The organism is Kosakonia oryzendophytica (assembly GCF_900094925.1).
GTDB classification, from domain to species: Bacteria; Pseudomonadota; Gammaproteobacteria; order Enterobacterales; family Enterobacteriaceae; genus Kosakonia; species Kosakonia oryzendophytica.
This window is the reverse complement of the sequence record NZ_FMAY01000003.1, coordinates 155252-170479: the sequence shown is the minus strand read 5'-3', so window position 1 is coordinate 170479 and position 15228 is coordinate 155252. Positions and strand designations below refer to the sequence as shown.

Below are 15228 nucleotides of genomic sequence, written 5' to 3'. Positions count from 1 at the left end.
GGCCTTCTCCCGTCACGGGAGAGGGCCTAACAGGATTCCAGTTTCTTCTCAAAATCCCGCTTCACAATCTCCAGTGCTTTTAACACCAGTTCCGGTGCCATCTCATGCTGTTCCAGCAACATAATCAAATCGACGGCCAGTTTGACTTCATCCGGGGCGTTTTCCAGTGACATGCTTACTCCTTGATTAACGGGTTATCTGCGCCAGTACACGCTCGATGTTATCCAGAGCGCTGCGGCATCGGGCAAGCCTTGCGGCTAACGCGGCCACTTCGTTATGCAATTGTTGCTGCTCGGCAAGCGTTGTCGCCTGACTTAAACGCTGCTCGCGCTGCTGCTGCATTTCCAACAGCCGACGTTCATAGTCTTGATGCTGTAAGCGCTTACGCTGCCAGCGCGCCACTGCGGGAGATGCATGATCCCATTCACGCAGCGACCAGACGGCGCTCTCGCGGGTTAAGGCGGCGATTTGCGCGGTCAGGTGTTCCGCCAGCCAGACGACCTGGGCAAGGCTGTTATTGTCAGCGGCATGGCGCAATGCCTGCATGTTATCCGCAATTTCATCCACATAAGCCTGCATGTGCGTACTGCGGGTACGGAAAAGGTGCCGATCGAAGCGTGGACTTACGGTCGCATGTTGCGCCAGCGGGGCGGCCTGCTGGCGCAGGACTGCCAGTTGCTGTTCCAGCCTCTGTAAAAGCGCGGCACTTTTCATGGATCTTCCCCTGTTAATTGACCTTCCTGTGCTACATTAGCCGTTCGTCTTGATAACGATTCGCATTATGCAACGTACTATTTTAATCATCATTGGCTGGCTGGCGGTAGCGCTGGGTACGCTTGGCGTGGTATTGCCTTTGTTGCCAACGACGCCGTTTATCCTGCTTGCGGCGTGGTGTTTTGCGCGTTCGTCGCCGCGTTTCCACCACTGGCTGCTCTACCGCTCCTGGTTCGGCGGCTATCTGCGTCACTGGCAGCAATACCGCGCAATGCCGCCCGGTGCAAAGCCGCGCGCTGTTGCTGTTATTCTGCTGACGTTCGCTGTTTCATTATACGTAGTGAAGATGATGTGGGTGCGCATTCTGCTGTTGTTTATCCTGGCCTGTTTGCTCATTTTTATGTGGCGTATCCCGGTGATTGATACAAAGCAACAAAAAACGTAAAGCGCAGCGAAGGCAGTTGCAATTGTCGCGCTCAGCCAGTAAATTCGAGCGTTTTCGAGCACGGGTGCGACTGGTTAAATGTTAATCAGTGGTTACACTAAGCCTTAAAAGCGCGTACCGTGAGTAACACCGTTTCTATCAGGCAAATATCCATGACAGCGACTGCGCAGCAGCTTGAATTTCTTAAAGACAGCATCAAAAGCATTCAGGATTACCCGAAGCCGGGCATCCTGTTCCGTGATGTCACCAGTTTGCTGGAAGACCCGAAAGCGTATGCTCTCAGCATTGAATTGCTGGTTGAACGTTATAAAAACGCCGGGATCACCAAAGTAGTAGGGACTGAGGCGCGTGGTTTTCTGTTTGGCGCACCGGTTGCGCTGGGGCTGGGCGTCGGTTTCGTACCGGTGCGTAAACCGCGTAAACTGCCGCGCGAGACAATTTCCGAAAGCTATGAACTTGAGTACGGTACTGACCAGTTAGAGATCCATGTAGACGCCATTCAGGCCGGCGATAAAGTGCTGGTGGTGGACGATCTGCTGGCGACGGGCGGCACCATTGAAGCCACCGTGAAACTGATCCGTCGTCTGGGCGGTGAAGTGACCGATGCGGCGTTTATTATCAATTTGTTCGACCTTGGCGGCGAGCAGCGTCTGGAAAAACAAGGCGTTACCTCCTACAGCCTGGTGCCGTTCCCGGGGCATTGATTCTTCTGCCCGCGCATTCATCCTTCAGGCTTGCGCCTGAGGGATGAAGTGTATTAACAGCATATGCTGTGTTAGCATTATCCTTTCGTAAATTCACCTTCCAGCGTTTCAGAGCCTGCCAATGAGTTATCAGGTCTTAGCCCGAAAATGGCGACCACAAACTTTTGCTGACGTCGTCGGCCAGGAGCATGTGCTGACTGCACTGGCGAACGGTCTTTCTTCAGGACGCATACACCATGCGTACCTGTTTTCCGGCACCCGGGGCGTCGGGAAAACCTCTATTGCCCGTTTGCTGGCGAAGGGGCTGAACTGCGAAACCGGCGTCACCGCAACGCCTTGCGGCGTCTGCGATAACTGTCGGGAAATCGAACAAGGGCGCTTTGTTGATTTAATTGAAATTGACGCCGCGTCACGCACCAAAGTTGAAGACACGCGCGACCTGCTGGACAACGTGCAGTACGCACCGGCGCGCGGTCGTTTCAAAGTCTATCTGATTGATGAAGTGCACATGCTCTCGCGCCACAGCTTTAACGCGCTGTTGAAGACGCTTGAAGAGCCTCCTGAGCACGTCAAATTTCTGCTGGCGACCACCGATCCGCAAAAACTGCCGGTGACTATTCTCTCCCGCTGTCTGCAATTTCATCTTAAGGCGCTGGATGTCGATCAGATCCGCAGCCAGCTTGAACATATTCTTGATGAAGAGAAGATTGAGCATGAGTTGCGCGCGTTACAACTGCTGGCGCGCGCCGCAGACGGCAGCCTGCGCGATGCGCTCAGCCTGACCGATCAGGCGATCGCCAGCGGGGACGGTAAACTCTCTGCGGCGGTGGTCAGCACCATGCTGGGCACGCTGAACGACGATCAGGCGTTATCGCTGATTGAAGCGGTGGTTGCCGCCAATGGCGAACGCGTAATGGCGCTGGTGAATGAGGCAGCCTCCCGTGGAGTCGAGTGGGAAGCGCTACTGCTGGAAATGCAAACGCTGATGCACCGCATTGCAATGGTTCAGTTGACGCCTTCGGCGCTCGGCAGCGACATGGCACCCGTTGAACATCGCGTGCGTGAACTGGCCCGCACGGTGCCGCCAACGGATGTGCAGCTCTATTACCAGACGCTGTTGATTGGCCGCAAAGAGCTGCCTTATGCGCCGGACCGTCGGATGGGCGTTGAGATGACACTGTTGCGCGCGTTGGCGTTCCATCCGCGGACACCGCTGCCTGCGCCTGAAGCCGTGCAACACGCTTTCGCGCCAGTTGCCCCCACTGCGGTGATGACACCGCAACAGGTCGCACCCGTAGCGCCTCCAGCCCCGCCGCACCATGATGCACCGATGCCGGATGCGACCAGCCAGGTGCTGGCAGCACGCAGGCAGTTGCAGCGAGCGCAAGGAACCGACAAAGCAAAAAAGAGTGAACCGGCAGCCGCTTCCCGCGCGCGGCCGGTGAATAACGCCGCGCTGGAACGACTGGCGTCGGTGACTGAGCGCGTACAGTCACGCCCGGCACCGTTGGCGCTCGAGCAGACGCCTGCGAAAAAAGAGGCCTATCGCTGGAAGGCCACGACCGTTGTTGAAGAAGTCAAAGACGTCGTTGCCACGCCAAAGGCGCTGAAAAAAGCGCTGGAGCATGAAAAAACGCCGGAACTGGCGAAGAAGCTGGCGGAAGAAGCCATTGAGCGCGATGCCTGGGCCCGCGAGGTCAGTCAGCTTAAACTGCCCAAACTGGTCGAACAGGTGGCACTCAATGCCTGGAGCGAGCAGGATGGCGAGCGTCTGTGTCTGCATCTGCGCAGTTCACAGCGTCACCTTAATTCGCAGGGTGCGCAGAAGGCCCTTAGCGATGCGCTGAGCGAATTACGCGGTACGGCGATTGAACTGACTATCATTGAAGATGATAATCCGGCGGTGCGTACACCGCTGGAATGGCGTCAGGCGATTTATGAGGAGAAACTTGCGCAGGCGCGTGAGTCGATTATTGCGGATAACAATATCCAGACCCTGCAGCGGTTTTTTGATGCAGATCTGGATGAAGAGAGTATCCGTCCCCTTTGACGGGCAGCTCCGGCTACCTGTTTTCAACCCTGAATGTGACTTATCACTCTGGTTAGTCACCACAGCTAAAGAGAGAAGCCTATGTTTGGAAAAGGCGGTCTGGGCAACCTGATGAAACAGGCCCAGCAGATGCAAGAAAAAATGCAGAAAGTGCAGGAAGAGATCGCGCAACTGGAAGTGACAGGCGAATCCGGCGCGGGTCTGGTGAAAGTGACCATCAATGGCGCGCATAACTGCCGCCGCGTGGAGATCGATCCGAGCCTGCTCGAAGACGACAAAGAGATGCTGGAAGATCTCGTTGCCGCTGCATTCAACGATGCCGCTCGCCGTATTGAAGAAACGCAGAAAGAGAAGATGGCTTCTGTCTCTTCCGGTATGTCTCTGCCGCCAGGCTTTAAGATGCCGTTCTGATGCAGACCAGTCCGCTGTTAACGCAGCTTATGGAAGCGTTGCGCTGCCTGCCGGGCGTTGGCCCGAAGTCGGCGCAGCGTATGGCGTTTACGCTGCTGCAGCGGGATCGCAGCGGTGGTATGCGCCTGGCGCAGGCGCTTACCCGGGCAATGTCGGAAATTGGTCATTGTGCGGATTGCCGTACCTTTACCGAGCAGGAAGTCTGCAATATTTGCAGTAATCCCCGCCGTCAGGAAAACGGTCAAATCTGTGTGGTGGAAAGCCCGGCGGATATCTACGCCATCGAGCAGACCGGGCAGTTTTCCGGTCGCTATTTTGTGCTGATGGGGCATCTGTCACCGCTGGACGGTATCGGGCCTGATGACATCGGGCTCGACAGACTCGAACAGCGCCTGGCATCGGAAAAGATCCAGGAAGTGATCCTCGCCACCAACCCAACGGTGGAAGGGGAGGCAACCGCCAACTATATTGCGGAGCTGTGTGCGCAATATGGTGTGGAAGCCAGCCGTATCGCCCATGGCGTGCCGGTGGGCGGTGAGCTGGAGATGGTCGATGGCACCACGCTGTCGCATTCGCTGGCCGGTCGCCACAAGATTCGTTTTTAACCAAACGGAGGCAGAAATTTTTGCCTCCGCTTGAAAAGTGTTACGCCTGTCCCCACTTCTCCCTCAACGCATTTTTTTACCTTGTAAATGGCATTGTTGAGGTTTTCCCAATGAAAGGACAAGAAACCCGTGGTTTTCAGTCAGAAGTAAAACAGCTTCTGCACCTGATGATTCATTCTCTCTATTCGAACAAAGAGATCTTCCTGCGAGAGCTTATCTCCAACGCCTCCGATGCGGCGGATAAACTGCGTTTCCGCGCGCTGTCCAACGCTTCACTCTATGAAGGCGATGGTGAGCTGCGCGTACGCGTCTCTTTCGATAAAGAGCAACGTACGTTGACGATTGCTGATAACGGCATCGGGATGACCCGTGATGAAGTGATTGACCATCTGGGAACCATCGCTAAATCCGGCACCAAAGCGTTCCTTGAATCTATGGGTTCCGACCAGGCAAAAGACAGCCAGTTGATTGGTCAGTTTGGTGTGGGGTTCTATTCCGCTTTTATCGTTGCCGATAAAGTCACCGTGCGTACCCGTGCGGCAGGAGAGAGCGCAGAAAACGGCGTCTTCTGGGAATCCGCAGGCGAGGGGGAATACACCGTTGCCGATATCACCAAAGCCGATCGCGGTACCGAAATCACCCTGCATCTGCGTGAAGGGGAAGATGATTTCCTCAATGACTGGCGTGTTCGCTCCATCATCAGCAAATATTCCGACCATATTGCGCTGCCGGTAGAGATCGAAAAACAGGAAGAGAAAGACGGCGAAACCCTCGTTAGCTGGGAAAAGATCAACAAAGCGCAGGCACTGTGGACCCGTAACAAGGCTGAAATCAAAGACGACGAGTACAACGAGTTCTACAAGCATATTGCTCACGACTTTACTGACCCGCTCACCTGGAGCCACAACCGCGTCGAAGGGAAGCAGGAGTACACCAGCCTGTTGTACATCCCGTCGCAGGCACCGTGGGATATGTGGAACCGCGATCATAAGCATGGTCTGAAACTGTATGTGCAGCGCGTATTTATCATGGACGACGCCGAACAGTTTATGCCGAACTATCTGCGCTTCGTGCGGGGGCTGATTGATTCCAACGACCTGCCGCTTAACGTCTCCCGTGAAATTCTGCAGGACAGCAGCGTGACCCGCAATCTGCGTTCAGCGTTGACCAAACGTGTTCTGCAAATGCTGGATAAACTGGCGAAAGATGACGCGGAAAAATACCAAACCTTCTGGCAGCAGTTCGGTCTGGTGCTGAAAGAGGGGGCGGGCGAAGACAGCGGTAATATTGAAGCAATTGCCAAACTGCTGCGCTTTGCTTCTACGCACACCGACTCTTCAGCGCAAACCGTGTCGCTGGAAGAGTATGTGTCGCGCATGAAAGAAGGGCAGGAGAAAATTTACTTTATCACCGCCGACAGCTATGCCGCTGCGAAGAGCAGCCCGCACCTGGAGCTGCTGCGTAAGAAAGGCATCGAAGTGTTGCTGCTTTCGGATCGCATTGATGAGTGGATGATGAGCTACCTGACCGAGTTTGACGGTAAGGCATTCCAGTCTGTGGCGAAAGCCGATGCATCGCTGGAAAAACTGGCTGATGAAGTGGATGAAAGTGCAAAAGAAGCCGAAAAAGCGCTGGAACCGTTCGTTGAGCGTGTGAAAACGCTGCTGGGCGAGCGCGTCAAAGAGGTGCGTCTGACGCATCGTCTGACCGACACGCCTGCGGTTGTCGTCACCGACGCGGATGAAATGAGCACCCAGATGGCGAAACTCTTCGCCGCTGCGGGCCAGAACGCGCCGGAAGTGAAATACATCTTTGAACTGAACCCGGATCATCCGCTGGTGAAACGTGCGGCGGACACCCAGGATGAGGCGCAGTTTAAGGAGTGGGTCGAGCTGTTACTGGATCAGTCCCTGCTGGCTGAGCGCGGTACGCTGGAAGATCCGAACCTGTTTATCAAACGCGTAAACGCGTTGTTGATGGCGTAAGGTTCTGCGTTACCCTCATCCGCGCGGTGGGGGTAACACTTTATTTCTCTCATTCATTCTCATTAACCGTTTCAGCCGTCCCGCCTTCCTTGAGCCATCCTCGTTCTGGTGGTATCTTTTAGCGCTTTTGAAAAATTGAACCAACATTTGAGGGGATTTCCGCAATGCGTATTATTCTGCTTGGCGCTCCAGGCGCAGGTAAAGGAACTCAGGCGCAGTTCATCATGGAGAAATACGGTATTCCGCAAATCTCCACCGGCGACATGCTGCGTGCGGCTGTGAAATCCGGCAGCGAGCTGGGCAAACAGGCCAAAGACATCATGGACGCGGGTAAACTGGTTACTGACGAACTGGTTATCGCGCTGGTAAAAGAGCGCATTGCTCAGGAAGATTGCCGCAACGGTTTCCTGCTCGATGGCTTCCCGCGTACGATCCCGCAGGCTGATGCGATGAAAGAAGCGGGCATTGCGGTGGATTTCGTACTGGAATTCGACGTGCCGGACGAACTGATTGTCGACCGTATTATTGGTCGCCGTGTCCACGCTGCCTCTGGCCGCGTTTACCACATCAAATTCAACCCGCCGAAAGTCGAAGGTAAAGATGATGTGACCGGCGAAGATCTGACCACCCGTAAAGACGACCAGGAAGAAACCGTGCGTAAGCGCCTGGTGGAATACCATCAGATGACCGCGCCGCTGATCGGCTACTACCAGAAAGAAGCGCAGGCGGGCAACACCCAATACGCCAAAGTTGACGGCACCAAAGCCGTGAACGAGGTGCGCGCTGAACTGGAAAAAATCCTCGGCTAATGCCTCTCTCCCCGGCTCTCTTGCCGGGGAGTTTCAACAATCACTGCAATTGGTTCCGTTTACGCGTGTTTCGGCTACAATTATCAACCAGTTAAATGGTTAAGAGGCGCGAATGAGTCAGGCGAAAACGGGCATTTTGTTGGCCAATCTTGGCACCCCCGATGCACCCACCCCCGAAGCAGTTAAACGCTATCTGCGGCAATTTCTGAGCGACAGACGCGTTGTGGATACTCCGCGATTGTTGTGGTGGCCGCTGCTGCGCGGCGTGATCCTGCCCCTTCGTTCTCCTCGCGTGGCAAAACTTTATCGCTCCATCTGGATGGAAGAAGGTTCGCCACTGATGGTTTACAGCCGCAGGCAGCAACAGGCGCTGGCGGCGCGACTACCGGATGTGCCGGTTGTGCTCGGCATGAGCTATGGTTCTCCTTCGCTGGAGAGCGCGGTCGATGAGCTGCTGGCGCAGGACGTTGACCATATTGTGGTGCTGTCGCTCTATCCGCAATACTCCTGCTCCACCGTCGCGGCGGTATGGGATGAACTGGCGCGAATCCTGGCGAAAAAACGCCATATTCCCGGCGTCTCCTTTATTCGCGATTATGCCGATGACACGGACTATATTACGGCGCTGGCAAACAGCGTTCGTGCTTCTTTTGCGCGACATGGCGAGCCAGATTTACTGCTGCTCTCTTATCACGGCATACCTCAGCGCTATGCTGCCGAAGGGGATGATTACCCGCAGCGTTGTCGCGATACCACCCGCGAGCTGGTTTCCGCACTCGACTTGCCGCCGGAAAAAGTGATGATGACCTTCCAGTCCCGCTTTGGTCGCGAACCCTGGTTAACCCCCTATACCGATGAAACGCTGAAAATGCTTGGTGAGAAAGGCGTGAAGCATATTCAGGTGATGTCACCGGGTTTTGCTTCCGACTGCCTGGAGACGCTGGAGGAGATTGCGGTACAAAACCGTGAATTTTTCCTCGAAGCGGGCGGGGAAAAATATGAGTACATTCCGGCGCTTAATGACACGCCGGATCATATCGAGATGATGGTGAATTTAACGGCGAAATATCGTTGATCGCGCGGCGGGCCGTGAGTGTGTTACCATCCACAGCCCGAATGTTGATCCCTTATCGCAACCATGAAATTTCCCGGTAAACGTAAATCCAAACACTATTTCCCCGTCAACGCCCGCGATCCGTTATTGCAGCAAATCCAGCCTGAGAGTGACGTCAGTACCTGCTGGGTGGTCGGCATTGACCAGACGCTGGTGGATATTGAGGCAAAGGTGGATGATGCGTTTATTACGCGTTATGGCCTGAGTGCCGGGCATTCTCTGGTGATCGCGGATGACGTTGCCGAAGCGCTGTACCAGGAACTGGTGCAGGAAAACCTGATCACCCACCAGTTTGCTGGTGGCACCATCGGCAATACCATGCACAACTACTCGGTGCTGGCGGATGACCGCTCGGTTCTGCTTGGTGTGATGTGTGAAAACGTGAAGATTGGCAGTTATGCCTACCGTTATCTGTGCAACACCTCCAGCCGTACCGATCTGAACTATCTGCAAGGGGTAGACGGCGCGATTGGTCGTTGTTTCACCCTGATTAACGACAGCGGCGAGCGTACGTTTGCGATAAGCCCAGGCCAGATGAATCAACTGCGTGCCGACAGTATCCCGGAAGCGGTGATTGCAGGGGCTTCTGCGCTGGTGCTCTCCTCTTACCTGGTGCGCTGCAACCCCGGTGAACCGATGCCGGAGGCAACCCTGCAAGCGGTAGCGTATGCCAAAAAGCATAATGTTCCGGTGGTGCTGACGCTGGGTACTAAATATGTGATTGCTGATAACCCGCAGTGGTGGCGCGATTTCCTTAAAGAGAACGTCTCCATTCTGGCGATGAACGAAGAGGAAGGGCATGCCCTGACGGGCGAAAGCGATCCGTTGCTGGCCGCCGATAAGGCGTTGGATTGGGTTGATTTGGTGCTCTGTACCGCCGGGCCTGTCGGTTTGTATATGGCAGGCTTTACGGAAGACGATGCGAAACGCAAAACGCAACACCCCCTGTTACCGGGCGCAATTGCCGAATTCAACCAGTTTGAGTTCAGCCGCGCGCTACGCCACAAAGATTGTGAACACCCGCTGCGTATCTACTCGCACATTGCGCCCTATATGGGCGGCCCGGAAAAGATCATGAATACCAATGGCGCAGGCGATGGTGCATTGGCCGCGTTGCTGCACGATATCACTGCCAATAATTATCACCGTGCCAACGTTCCCAACTCCAGTAAGCACAAATTTAACTGGCTGACCTATTCGTCGCTGGCGCAGGTCTGTAAATACGCCAACCGCGTAAGTTACCAGGTGCTGAATCAGCATTCACCACGCTTAACGCGTGGCTTGCCGGAGCGAGAAGACAGTCTCGAAGAGGCGTACTGGGAACGTTAATTTTCCAACAGTGATTTGATGAAAACCGGTAAAGCGCTGCTTGCCGGTTTTTTTTATGTGCGTGTATCAAAGGGTGGGTTCTATGTAATAAAGAAGCAGGCTATGCGCCTGCTTCTTTGCTTCTTAACCTGTGACTGCCTCTTCAACTGGCGGTTTCTCCAGCAGCGTATACATAGTATTGGCGATCTCGCGCTCACCCATCACGACCTGATTTGCGCCGCGTTCGGTGATGTAATCCACCTCATCGTCATAATGCGCACGGGCAATAATCTCAATGTGCGGGCATTTTTCCCGGGCGCTGGCGACAATTTCTCCGGCCTCATAACCGTTGGGGATGGTCAACAGCAGCCAGCGTGCGCAATCCAGATGCGCCAGGTTCATAATTTCTTCGTTCGCGGCATTCCCCAACACTGCGCGGATACCACGCTCTCGCAGTTCATCCACACGGGTTCGCGAGGTTTCAATCACCACCAGCGGGATGCCCTGCGCCATCAGTTTTTCACCCAGCAGGCTGCCCACGCGACCAAAACCAACCAGTAATGCGTGATTGCAGATGTCCACCGGGATCTGTTTCTCTTCTTCAATCGCTTCTTCCAGCGTTTGCTCTTCCAGCGTCTCGGTTTTATCGAGGTATTTCTCCAGCGTCGCAAACAGTACCGGGTTGAGCATAATGGACAGGATCGCACCCGCCAGCACCAGGTTTTGACCCGCCTGCGGCAGCAGATCCAGCGCCATTCCCAGCCCGGCAAGAATAAAGGCAAACTCACCGATTTGCGCAAGGCTGGCGGCGATGGTCAGCGCGGTGCGCGGCGAGTGGCCGAACAAACGCACCAGGAAGAAGGCGGCAACGGATTTACCGAAAATGATAATCGCCAGTGTACCCAGCACGGCCAGCGGTTGCTCAATCAGGATCAGCGGGTCGAACAACATACCGACGGAGACAAAGAACAGCACCGCGAAGGCATCGCGCAGCGGCAGCGTATCGTGCGCGGCACGGTGGCTCAGTTCGGATTCGTTCAGCACCATTCCGGCAAAAAAGGCCCCGAGCGCGAAAGAGACATCAAACAGTTCGACTGCGCCAAACGCGATGCCCAATGCCAACGCCAGCACGGAAAGGGTAAACAGTTCGCGGGAACCCGTGGCGGCGCTGCGCGCCATAATCCACGGTACCAGACGGCGGCCGACCAGCATCATAATGGCAATAAACGCCACCACTTTGCCGATGGTAATGCTCATATCGAGGGCCAGCGATGCCAACCCGACATCGCCTTTTTCCGTCATGCCGGCGATGGCGGGCAACAGCACCAGCGTTAATACCATCACCAGGTCTTCGACAATCAGCCAACCGATGGCGATTTGCCCGCGCTGGCTATCAATAAGCTGCCGCTCCTCAAGCGCGCGCAGCAGCACAACGGTACTGGCGGTGGAGAGACACAGCCCAAACACAATACCGGTCATTAACGACCAGCCAAGCGTTGCGGAAAGCGCCATACCCAGAAGCGTGGCGACAGCAATTTGCGCGATCGCTCCGGGAATGGCGATGGACTTTACCGCCATCAGATCCTTCAGTGAAAAATGCAGGCCGACGCCAAACATCAGCAATATCACGCCCAGTTCAGCCAGTTCCGGTGCCAGTTGCGTATCTGCCACAAAACCGGGCGTAAAAGGACCAGACAGCACACCCGCGAGTAAATAGCCCACCAGTGGCGAAATCCGGAGTTTGTTGGCAAGCATGCCGAGAATAAAAGCGAGCACAAGGCCGCCGACAATGGTGGTGATTAGCGGGGTGGCGTGATGCATTCCGTCTCCTTTCGTTGATGCGGGGATCCCAGGGCGATAAGGCGTAACTGCGTTACAGTTTATGACAATTTTGGCCAGTATGTTTATGAATAATTGTTGAATTATGAAGAAAATGGCAATTTGGACGAAATAAATCGCCAACCGGGTCTTCCGTAACAGAAATCGTGCGCCAGCGGCATGCCAGCAAGAAGGAAGGCGGCCAAAGAGATATTTTGGCCGCAATGAAATCAGGCTTCGGGGCGGTTATCAGGCAGGAATATCGTCAGGATCCCCAGCAATGGGAGGAAAGCACATATTTTATAGACCAGATCGATACTGGTGTGATCGGCAATCAGCCCCAGCACCGCTGCGCCAAGGCCACCCATGCCGAAGGCAAAACCAAAAAACAGACCGGAAACCATACCGATACGACCCGGCAGCAGCTCCTGCGCATAGACCAGAATGGCTGAAAACGCCGACGCGAGAACAAAACCAATGATTACCGTCAAAATGCCGGTCCAGAACAGCGTTGCATAGGGTAAAACGAGCGTAAACGGCGCGACGCCGAGGATAGAGCCCCAAATAACATATTTTCGTCCAATTTTGTCGCCCAGCGGCCCGCCAACCACGGTTCCTGCCGCGACGGCAAAGAGAAAAATAAACAGGTGCATCTGCGCGTTTTGCACTGACAAATCGAACTTATGCATCAGATAAAAAGTGAAATAACTGCTGATGCTCGCCATATAGAAGTATTTCGAGAAAATCAGGATCAGTAATACACAAACCGCCAGCACCACCTTGTTTCGCGGCAGCGGATTCATCACTGAAACGGATTTTTTACCTTTATTGACCCGATGTTGCGCGGCATACCAGCGGCTGACCTGCAACAACACAATAATCGCCAGCAGTGCAGCAAGGACAAACCAGGCGACATTACCTTTACCGTACGGAGCAATAATCACCGCCGCCAGCAGCGGGCCGAGAGAACTGCCAAAATTTCCTCCCACCTGGAAAATGGATTGTGCCAGACCGTGGCGCCCGCCAGACGCCATGCGTGCTACACGGGAGGATTCCGGGTGGAAGACCGATGAGCCCGTACCGACCAGAGCGGCAGCGATCAATACCGTACCGAAGCTCCCCGCCAGCGCCAGCAACACCAGCCCACTAAGGGTAAAGCACATACCGATGGGCAGAGACCACGGCATCGGGTGCTTATCGGTCCAGTAGCCCACCACAGGCTGTAACAGCGAAGAAGCAATCTGGAAGGTCAGCGTGATCAGGCCAATCTGCACAAACGACAACGAAAAATCGGCCTGCAATAACGGATAAATGGCCAGCAGCAGGGACTGGATCATATCGTTGAGCAGATGCGAAAGGCTGATCGCGCCAAGAATACCGAACGATGTACGCGCGGCAGGGGGTGTCTGCTGCGTTTCACTTATTGCCATAAATACCACGTATGTTGATAAGAAGAGGTGGAGAGTGTCAGAACGGTAAATCGTTATCTGGCTAACATACCTGTGCTGAAGGTTTGAAGGAAGTCGCAATGCTGAAAACGTATTTGTCTATTATCCTTAGGCACTGTAATTTCTCAGTTTTATTAATGGGGTCAGGGAGAGAAGCATGCAATTGATAAAGAAGAGTATGGCGCTGGCGTTGCTGGCGGCGATGGGGCTGGCAAGCTGGCAGGTACAGGCTTACGAGCAGGATAAAACCTATAACGTCACCATTTTGCATACCAACGATCATCATGGCCACTTCTGGCGCAGCGATTACGGCGAATATGGACTGTCGGCGCAAAAAACGCTGGTGGACGGCATCCGTAAAGAAGTGGCCGCCCAAGGCGGTAGCGTATTGCTGTTGTCCGGTGGCGACATTAATACGGGGGTTCCGGAGTCCGATTTACAGGATGCGGAGCCCGATTTTCGCGGCATGAATCTGATCGGTTACGATGCGATGGCGGTCGGTAACCATGAGTTTGATAACCCGCTTAGCGTGCTGCGTCAGCAAGAAAAATGGGCCAAATTCCCGTTCCTCTCAGCCAATATTTACCAGAAAAGCACCGGTGAGCGACTGTTTAAACCGTGGATGATCTTCAATCGCCAGGGTCTGAAAATTGCGGTGATCGGCCTGACAACCGACGATACCGCGAAAATCGGCAATCCGGAGTTTTTCACCGATATTGAATTCCGTAAACCCGCGGATGAAGCCAGGCTGGTGATTGATGAGCTGAAGCAGAATGAAAAACCGGATGTGATCATTGCCACCACGCATATGGGGCATTACGACAACGGTGAGCATGGCTCCAATGCGCCGGGCGATGTCGAAATGGCGCGCAGCCTGCCGAAAGGCGCACTGGCAATGATTGTGGGTGGTCACTCACAAGACCCGGTGTGTATGGCCTCGGAAAATAAAAAGCAGGTCAATTATGTGCCTGGTACGCCGTGTGCGCCGGATCAGCAAAATGGCATCTGGATTGTGCAAGCGCATGAATGGGGCAAATATGTGGGCCGTGCCGACTTCCAGTTCCGTAATGGCGAGATGAAACTGGTGCGCTACCAGCTTCTCCCGGTCAACCTGAAGAAGAAAGTGACTTACGACAACGGCCAGAGTGAACGCGTACTCTACACCCCGGAAATTGCAGAGAACCCGCAAATGCTCTCCCTGTTGACCCCGTTCCAGAACAAAGGCAAAGCACAACTGGAGGTCAAAATCGGCAACACTAACGGTCACCTGGAGGGCGATCGCAGCAAAGTGCGTTTCGTGCAAACCAACCTGGCGCGCGTCATCCTGGCAGCACAAATGGCCCGCACCAACGCCGATCTGGCGGTGATGAGCGGTGGCGGCGTTCGTGACTCGATTGAAGCAGGCGACATCACCTATAAAGATGTGCTGAAAGTGCAGCCTTTTGGCAACACGCTGGTGTATGTCGATCTCGACGGTAAGGCATTGACCGACTACCTGACAGCAGTCGCGCAGAAAAAACCGGACTCCGGGGCGTATCCGCAGTTCGCTAACGTCAGTTTTGTGGCGAAAAACGGCAAACTGAGTGATGTGAAAATCAAAGGCGAACCGATTGATATGGCAAAAACCTACCGCCTGGCGACCCTGAGCTTTAACGCTACGGGTGGTGATGGTTATCCGCGCCTCGACGATAAAACCGGTTATGTGAATACCGGCTTTATTGATGCCGAAGCGCTGAAAGAGTACATCCAGAAAAATTCACCGCTGGATGTGAATGCTTACGAACCGAAAGGTGAGGTGAGCTGGCAGTAACCCGGCC

General features: G+C 54.6%; 14 protein-coding genes and 1 other annotated feature. Of the genes, 10 read left to right on the top strand and 4 right to left on the bottom strand.

Annotated features, from left to right (window positions below; genetic code table 11):
• Positions 1–26: 26 nt before the first annotated feature.
• Both rsmS and priC read right to left on the bottom strand, forming a co-directional pair.
• Entirely contained in the window at positions 27–173 is a 147-nt protein-coding gene (gene rsmS, locus GA0061071_RS06895) for a pleiotropic regulatory protein RsmS (RefSeq protein WP_071890056.1), read from the bottom strand.
• Positions 174–186: 13 nt separating this feature from the next.
• Positions 187–714, bottom strand: coding sequence for a primosomal replication protein N'' (gene priC / locus GA0061071_RS06890; protein WP_061497083.1), 528 nt, complete (start codon positions 712–714; stop codon positions 187–189).
• A gap of 67 nt (positions 715–781) precedes the next feature.
• On the opposite strand from priC, the gene GA0061071_RS06885 reads away from it, so the two are divergent.
• From GA0061071_RS06885 to GA0061071_RS06845, 9 genes are all read left to right on the top strand, one after another.
• Entirely contained in the window at positions 782–1159 is a 378-nt protein-coding gene (locus GA0061071_RS06885; RefSeq protein ID WP_088236750.1) for a DUF454 family protein, read from the top strand.
• A 152-nt stretch (positions 1160–1311) separates the two neighbouring features.
• Entirely contained in the window at positions 1312–1863 is a 552-nt protein-coding gene (apt, locus tag GA0061071_RS06880) for an adenine phosphoribosyltransferase (protein ID WP_061497080.1), read from the top strand.
• A 121-nt stretch (positions 1864–1984) separates the two neighbouring features.
• Positions 1985–3913, top strand: coding sequence for a DNA polymerase III subunit gamma/tau (gene dnaX / locus GA0061071_RS06875; RefSeq protein WP_088236749.1), 1929 nt, complete (start codon positions 1985–1987; stop codon positions 3911–3913).
• Positions 3246–3310: a sequence feature (DnaX frameshifting element), on the top strand. It overlaps the preceding gene by 65 nt.
• An 81-nt stretch (positions 3914–3994) precedes the next feature.
• Positions 3995–4324 (top strand): YbaB/EbfC family nucleoid-associated protein, encoded by a 330-nt coding sequence (locus tag GA0061071_RS06870; protein ID WP_023478246.1) that lies wholly within the window; start codon positions 3995–3997, stop codon positions 4322–4324.
• Positions 4324–4929, top strand: a complete 606-nt coding sequence (gene recR / locus GA0061071_RS06865; protein ID WP_061497075.1) for a recombination mediator RecR — start codon at positions 4324–4326, stop codon at positions 4927–4929. Before GA0061071_RS06870 ends, recR begins: the two co-directional genes overlap by 1 nt.
• 110 nt (positions 4930–5039) lie before the next feature.
• Positions 5040–6914: a molecular chaperone HtpG gene (gene htpG / locus GA0061071_RS06860; protein WP_061497073.1), complete on the top strand. Its 1875-nt coding sequence runs from the start codon at positions 5040–5042 to the stop codon at positions 6912–6914.
• Between the two features lie 164 nt (positions 6915–7078).
• Complete coding sequence (gene adk, locus GA0061071_RS06855; RefSeq protein WP_088236748.1) at positions 7079–7723, top strand: adenylate kinase; 645 nt, start codon at positions 7079–7081, stop codon at positions 7721–7723.
• 112 nt (positions 7724–7835) lie between these two features.
• On the top strand, positions 7836–8798 hold the full coding sequence (gene hemH, locus GA0061071_RS06850) for a ferrochelatase (RefSeq protein WP_088236747.1): 963 nt from the start codon (positions 7836–7838) through the stop codon (positions 8796–8798).
• 63 nt (positions 8799–8861) lie between these two features.
• The gene (locus tag GA0061071_RS06845; RefSeq protein ID WP_061497067.1) at positions 8862–10166 is read left to right on the top strand and encodes an inosine/guanosine kinase; all 1305 of its coding nucleotides are present in this window, start codon (positions 8862–8864) and stop codon (positions 10164–10166) included.
• Between the two features lie 123 nt (positions 10167–10289).
• Here the strand turns inward: GA0061071_RS06845 and ybaL are convergent, their stop codons facing one another.
• Positions 10290–11966: a YbaL family putative K(+) efflux transporter gene (gene ybaL / locus GA0061071_RS06840; RefSeq protein WP_061497065.1), complete on the bottom strand. Its 1677-nt coding sequence runs from the start codon at positions 11964–11966 to the stop codon at positions 10290–10292.
• Between the two features lie 227 nt (positions 11967–12193).
• Positions 12194–13393 (bottom strand): MFS transporter, encoded by a 1200-nt coding sequence (locus tag GA0061071_RS06835; protein ID WP_061497063.1) that lies wholly within the window; start codon positions 13391–13393, stop codon positions 12194–12196.
• Between the two features lie 175 nt (positions 13394–13568).
• On the opposite strand from GA0061071_RS06835, the gene ushA reads away from it, so the two are divergent.
• A complete protein-coding gene (gene ushA, locus GA0061071_RS06830; RefSeq protein WP_061497061.1) occupies positions 13569–15221 on the top strand; it encodes a bifunctional UDP-sugar hydrolase/5'-nucleotidase UshA in 1653 nt (550 codons plus the stop codon).
• The last annotated feature ends 7 nt before the right edge of the window (positions 15222–15228 follow it).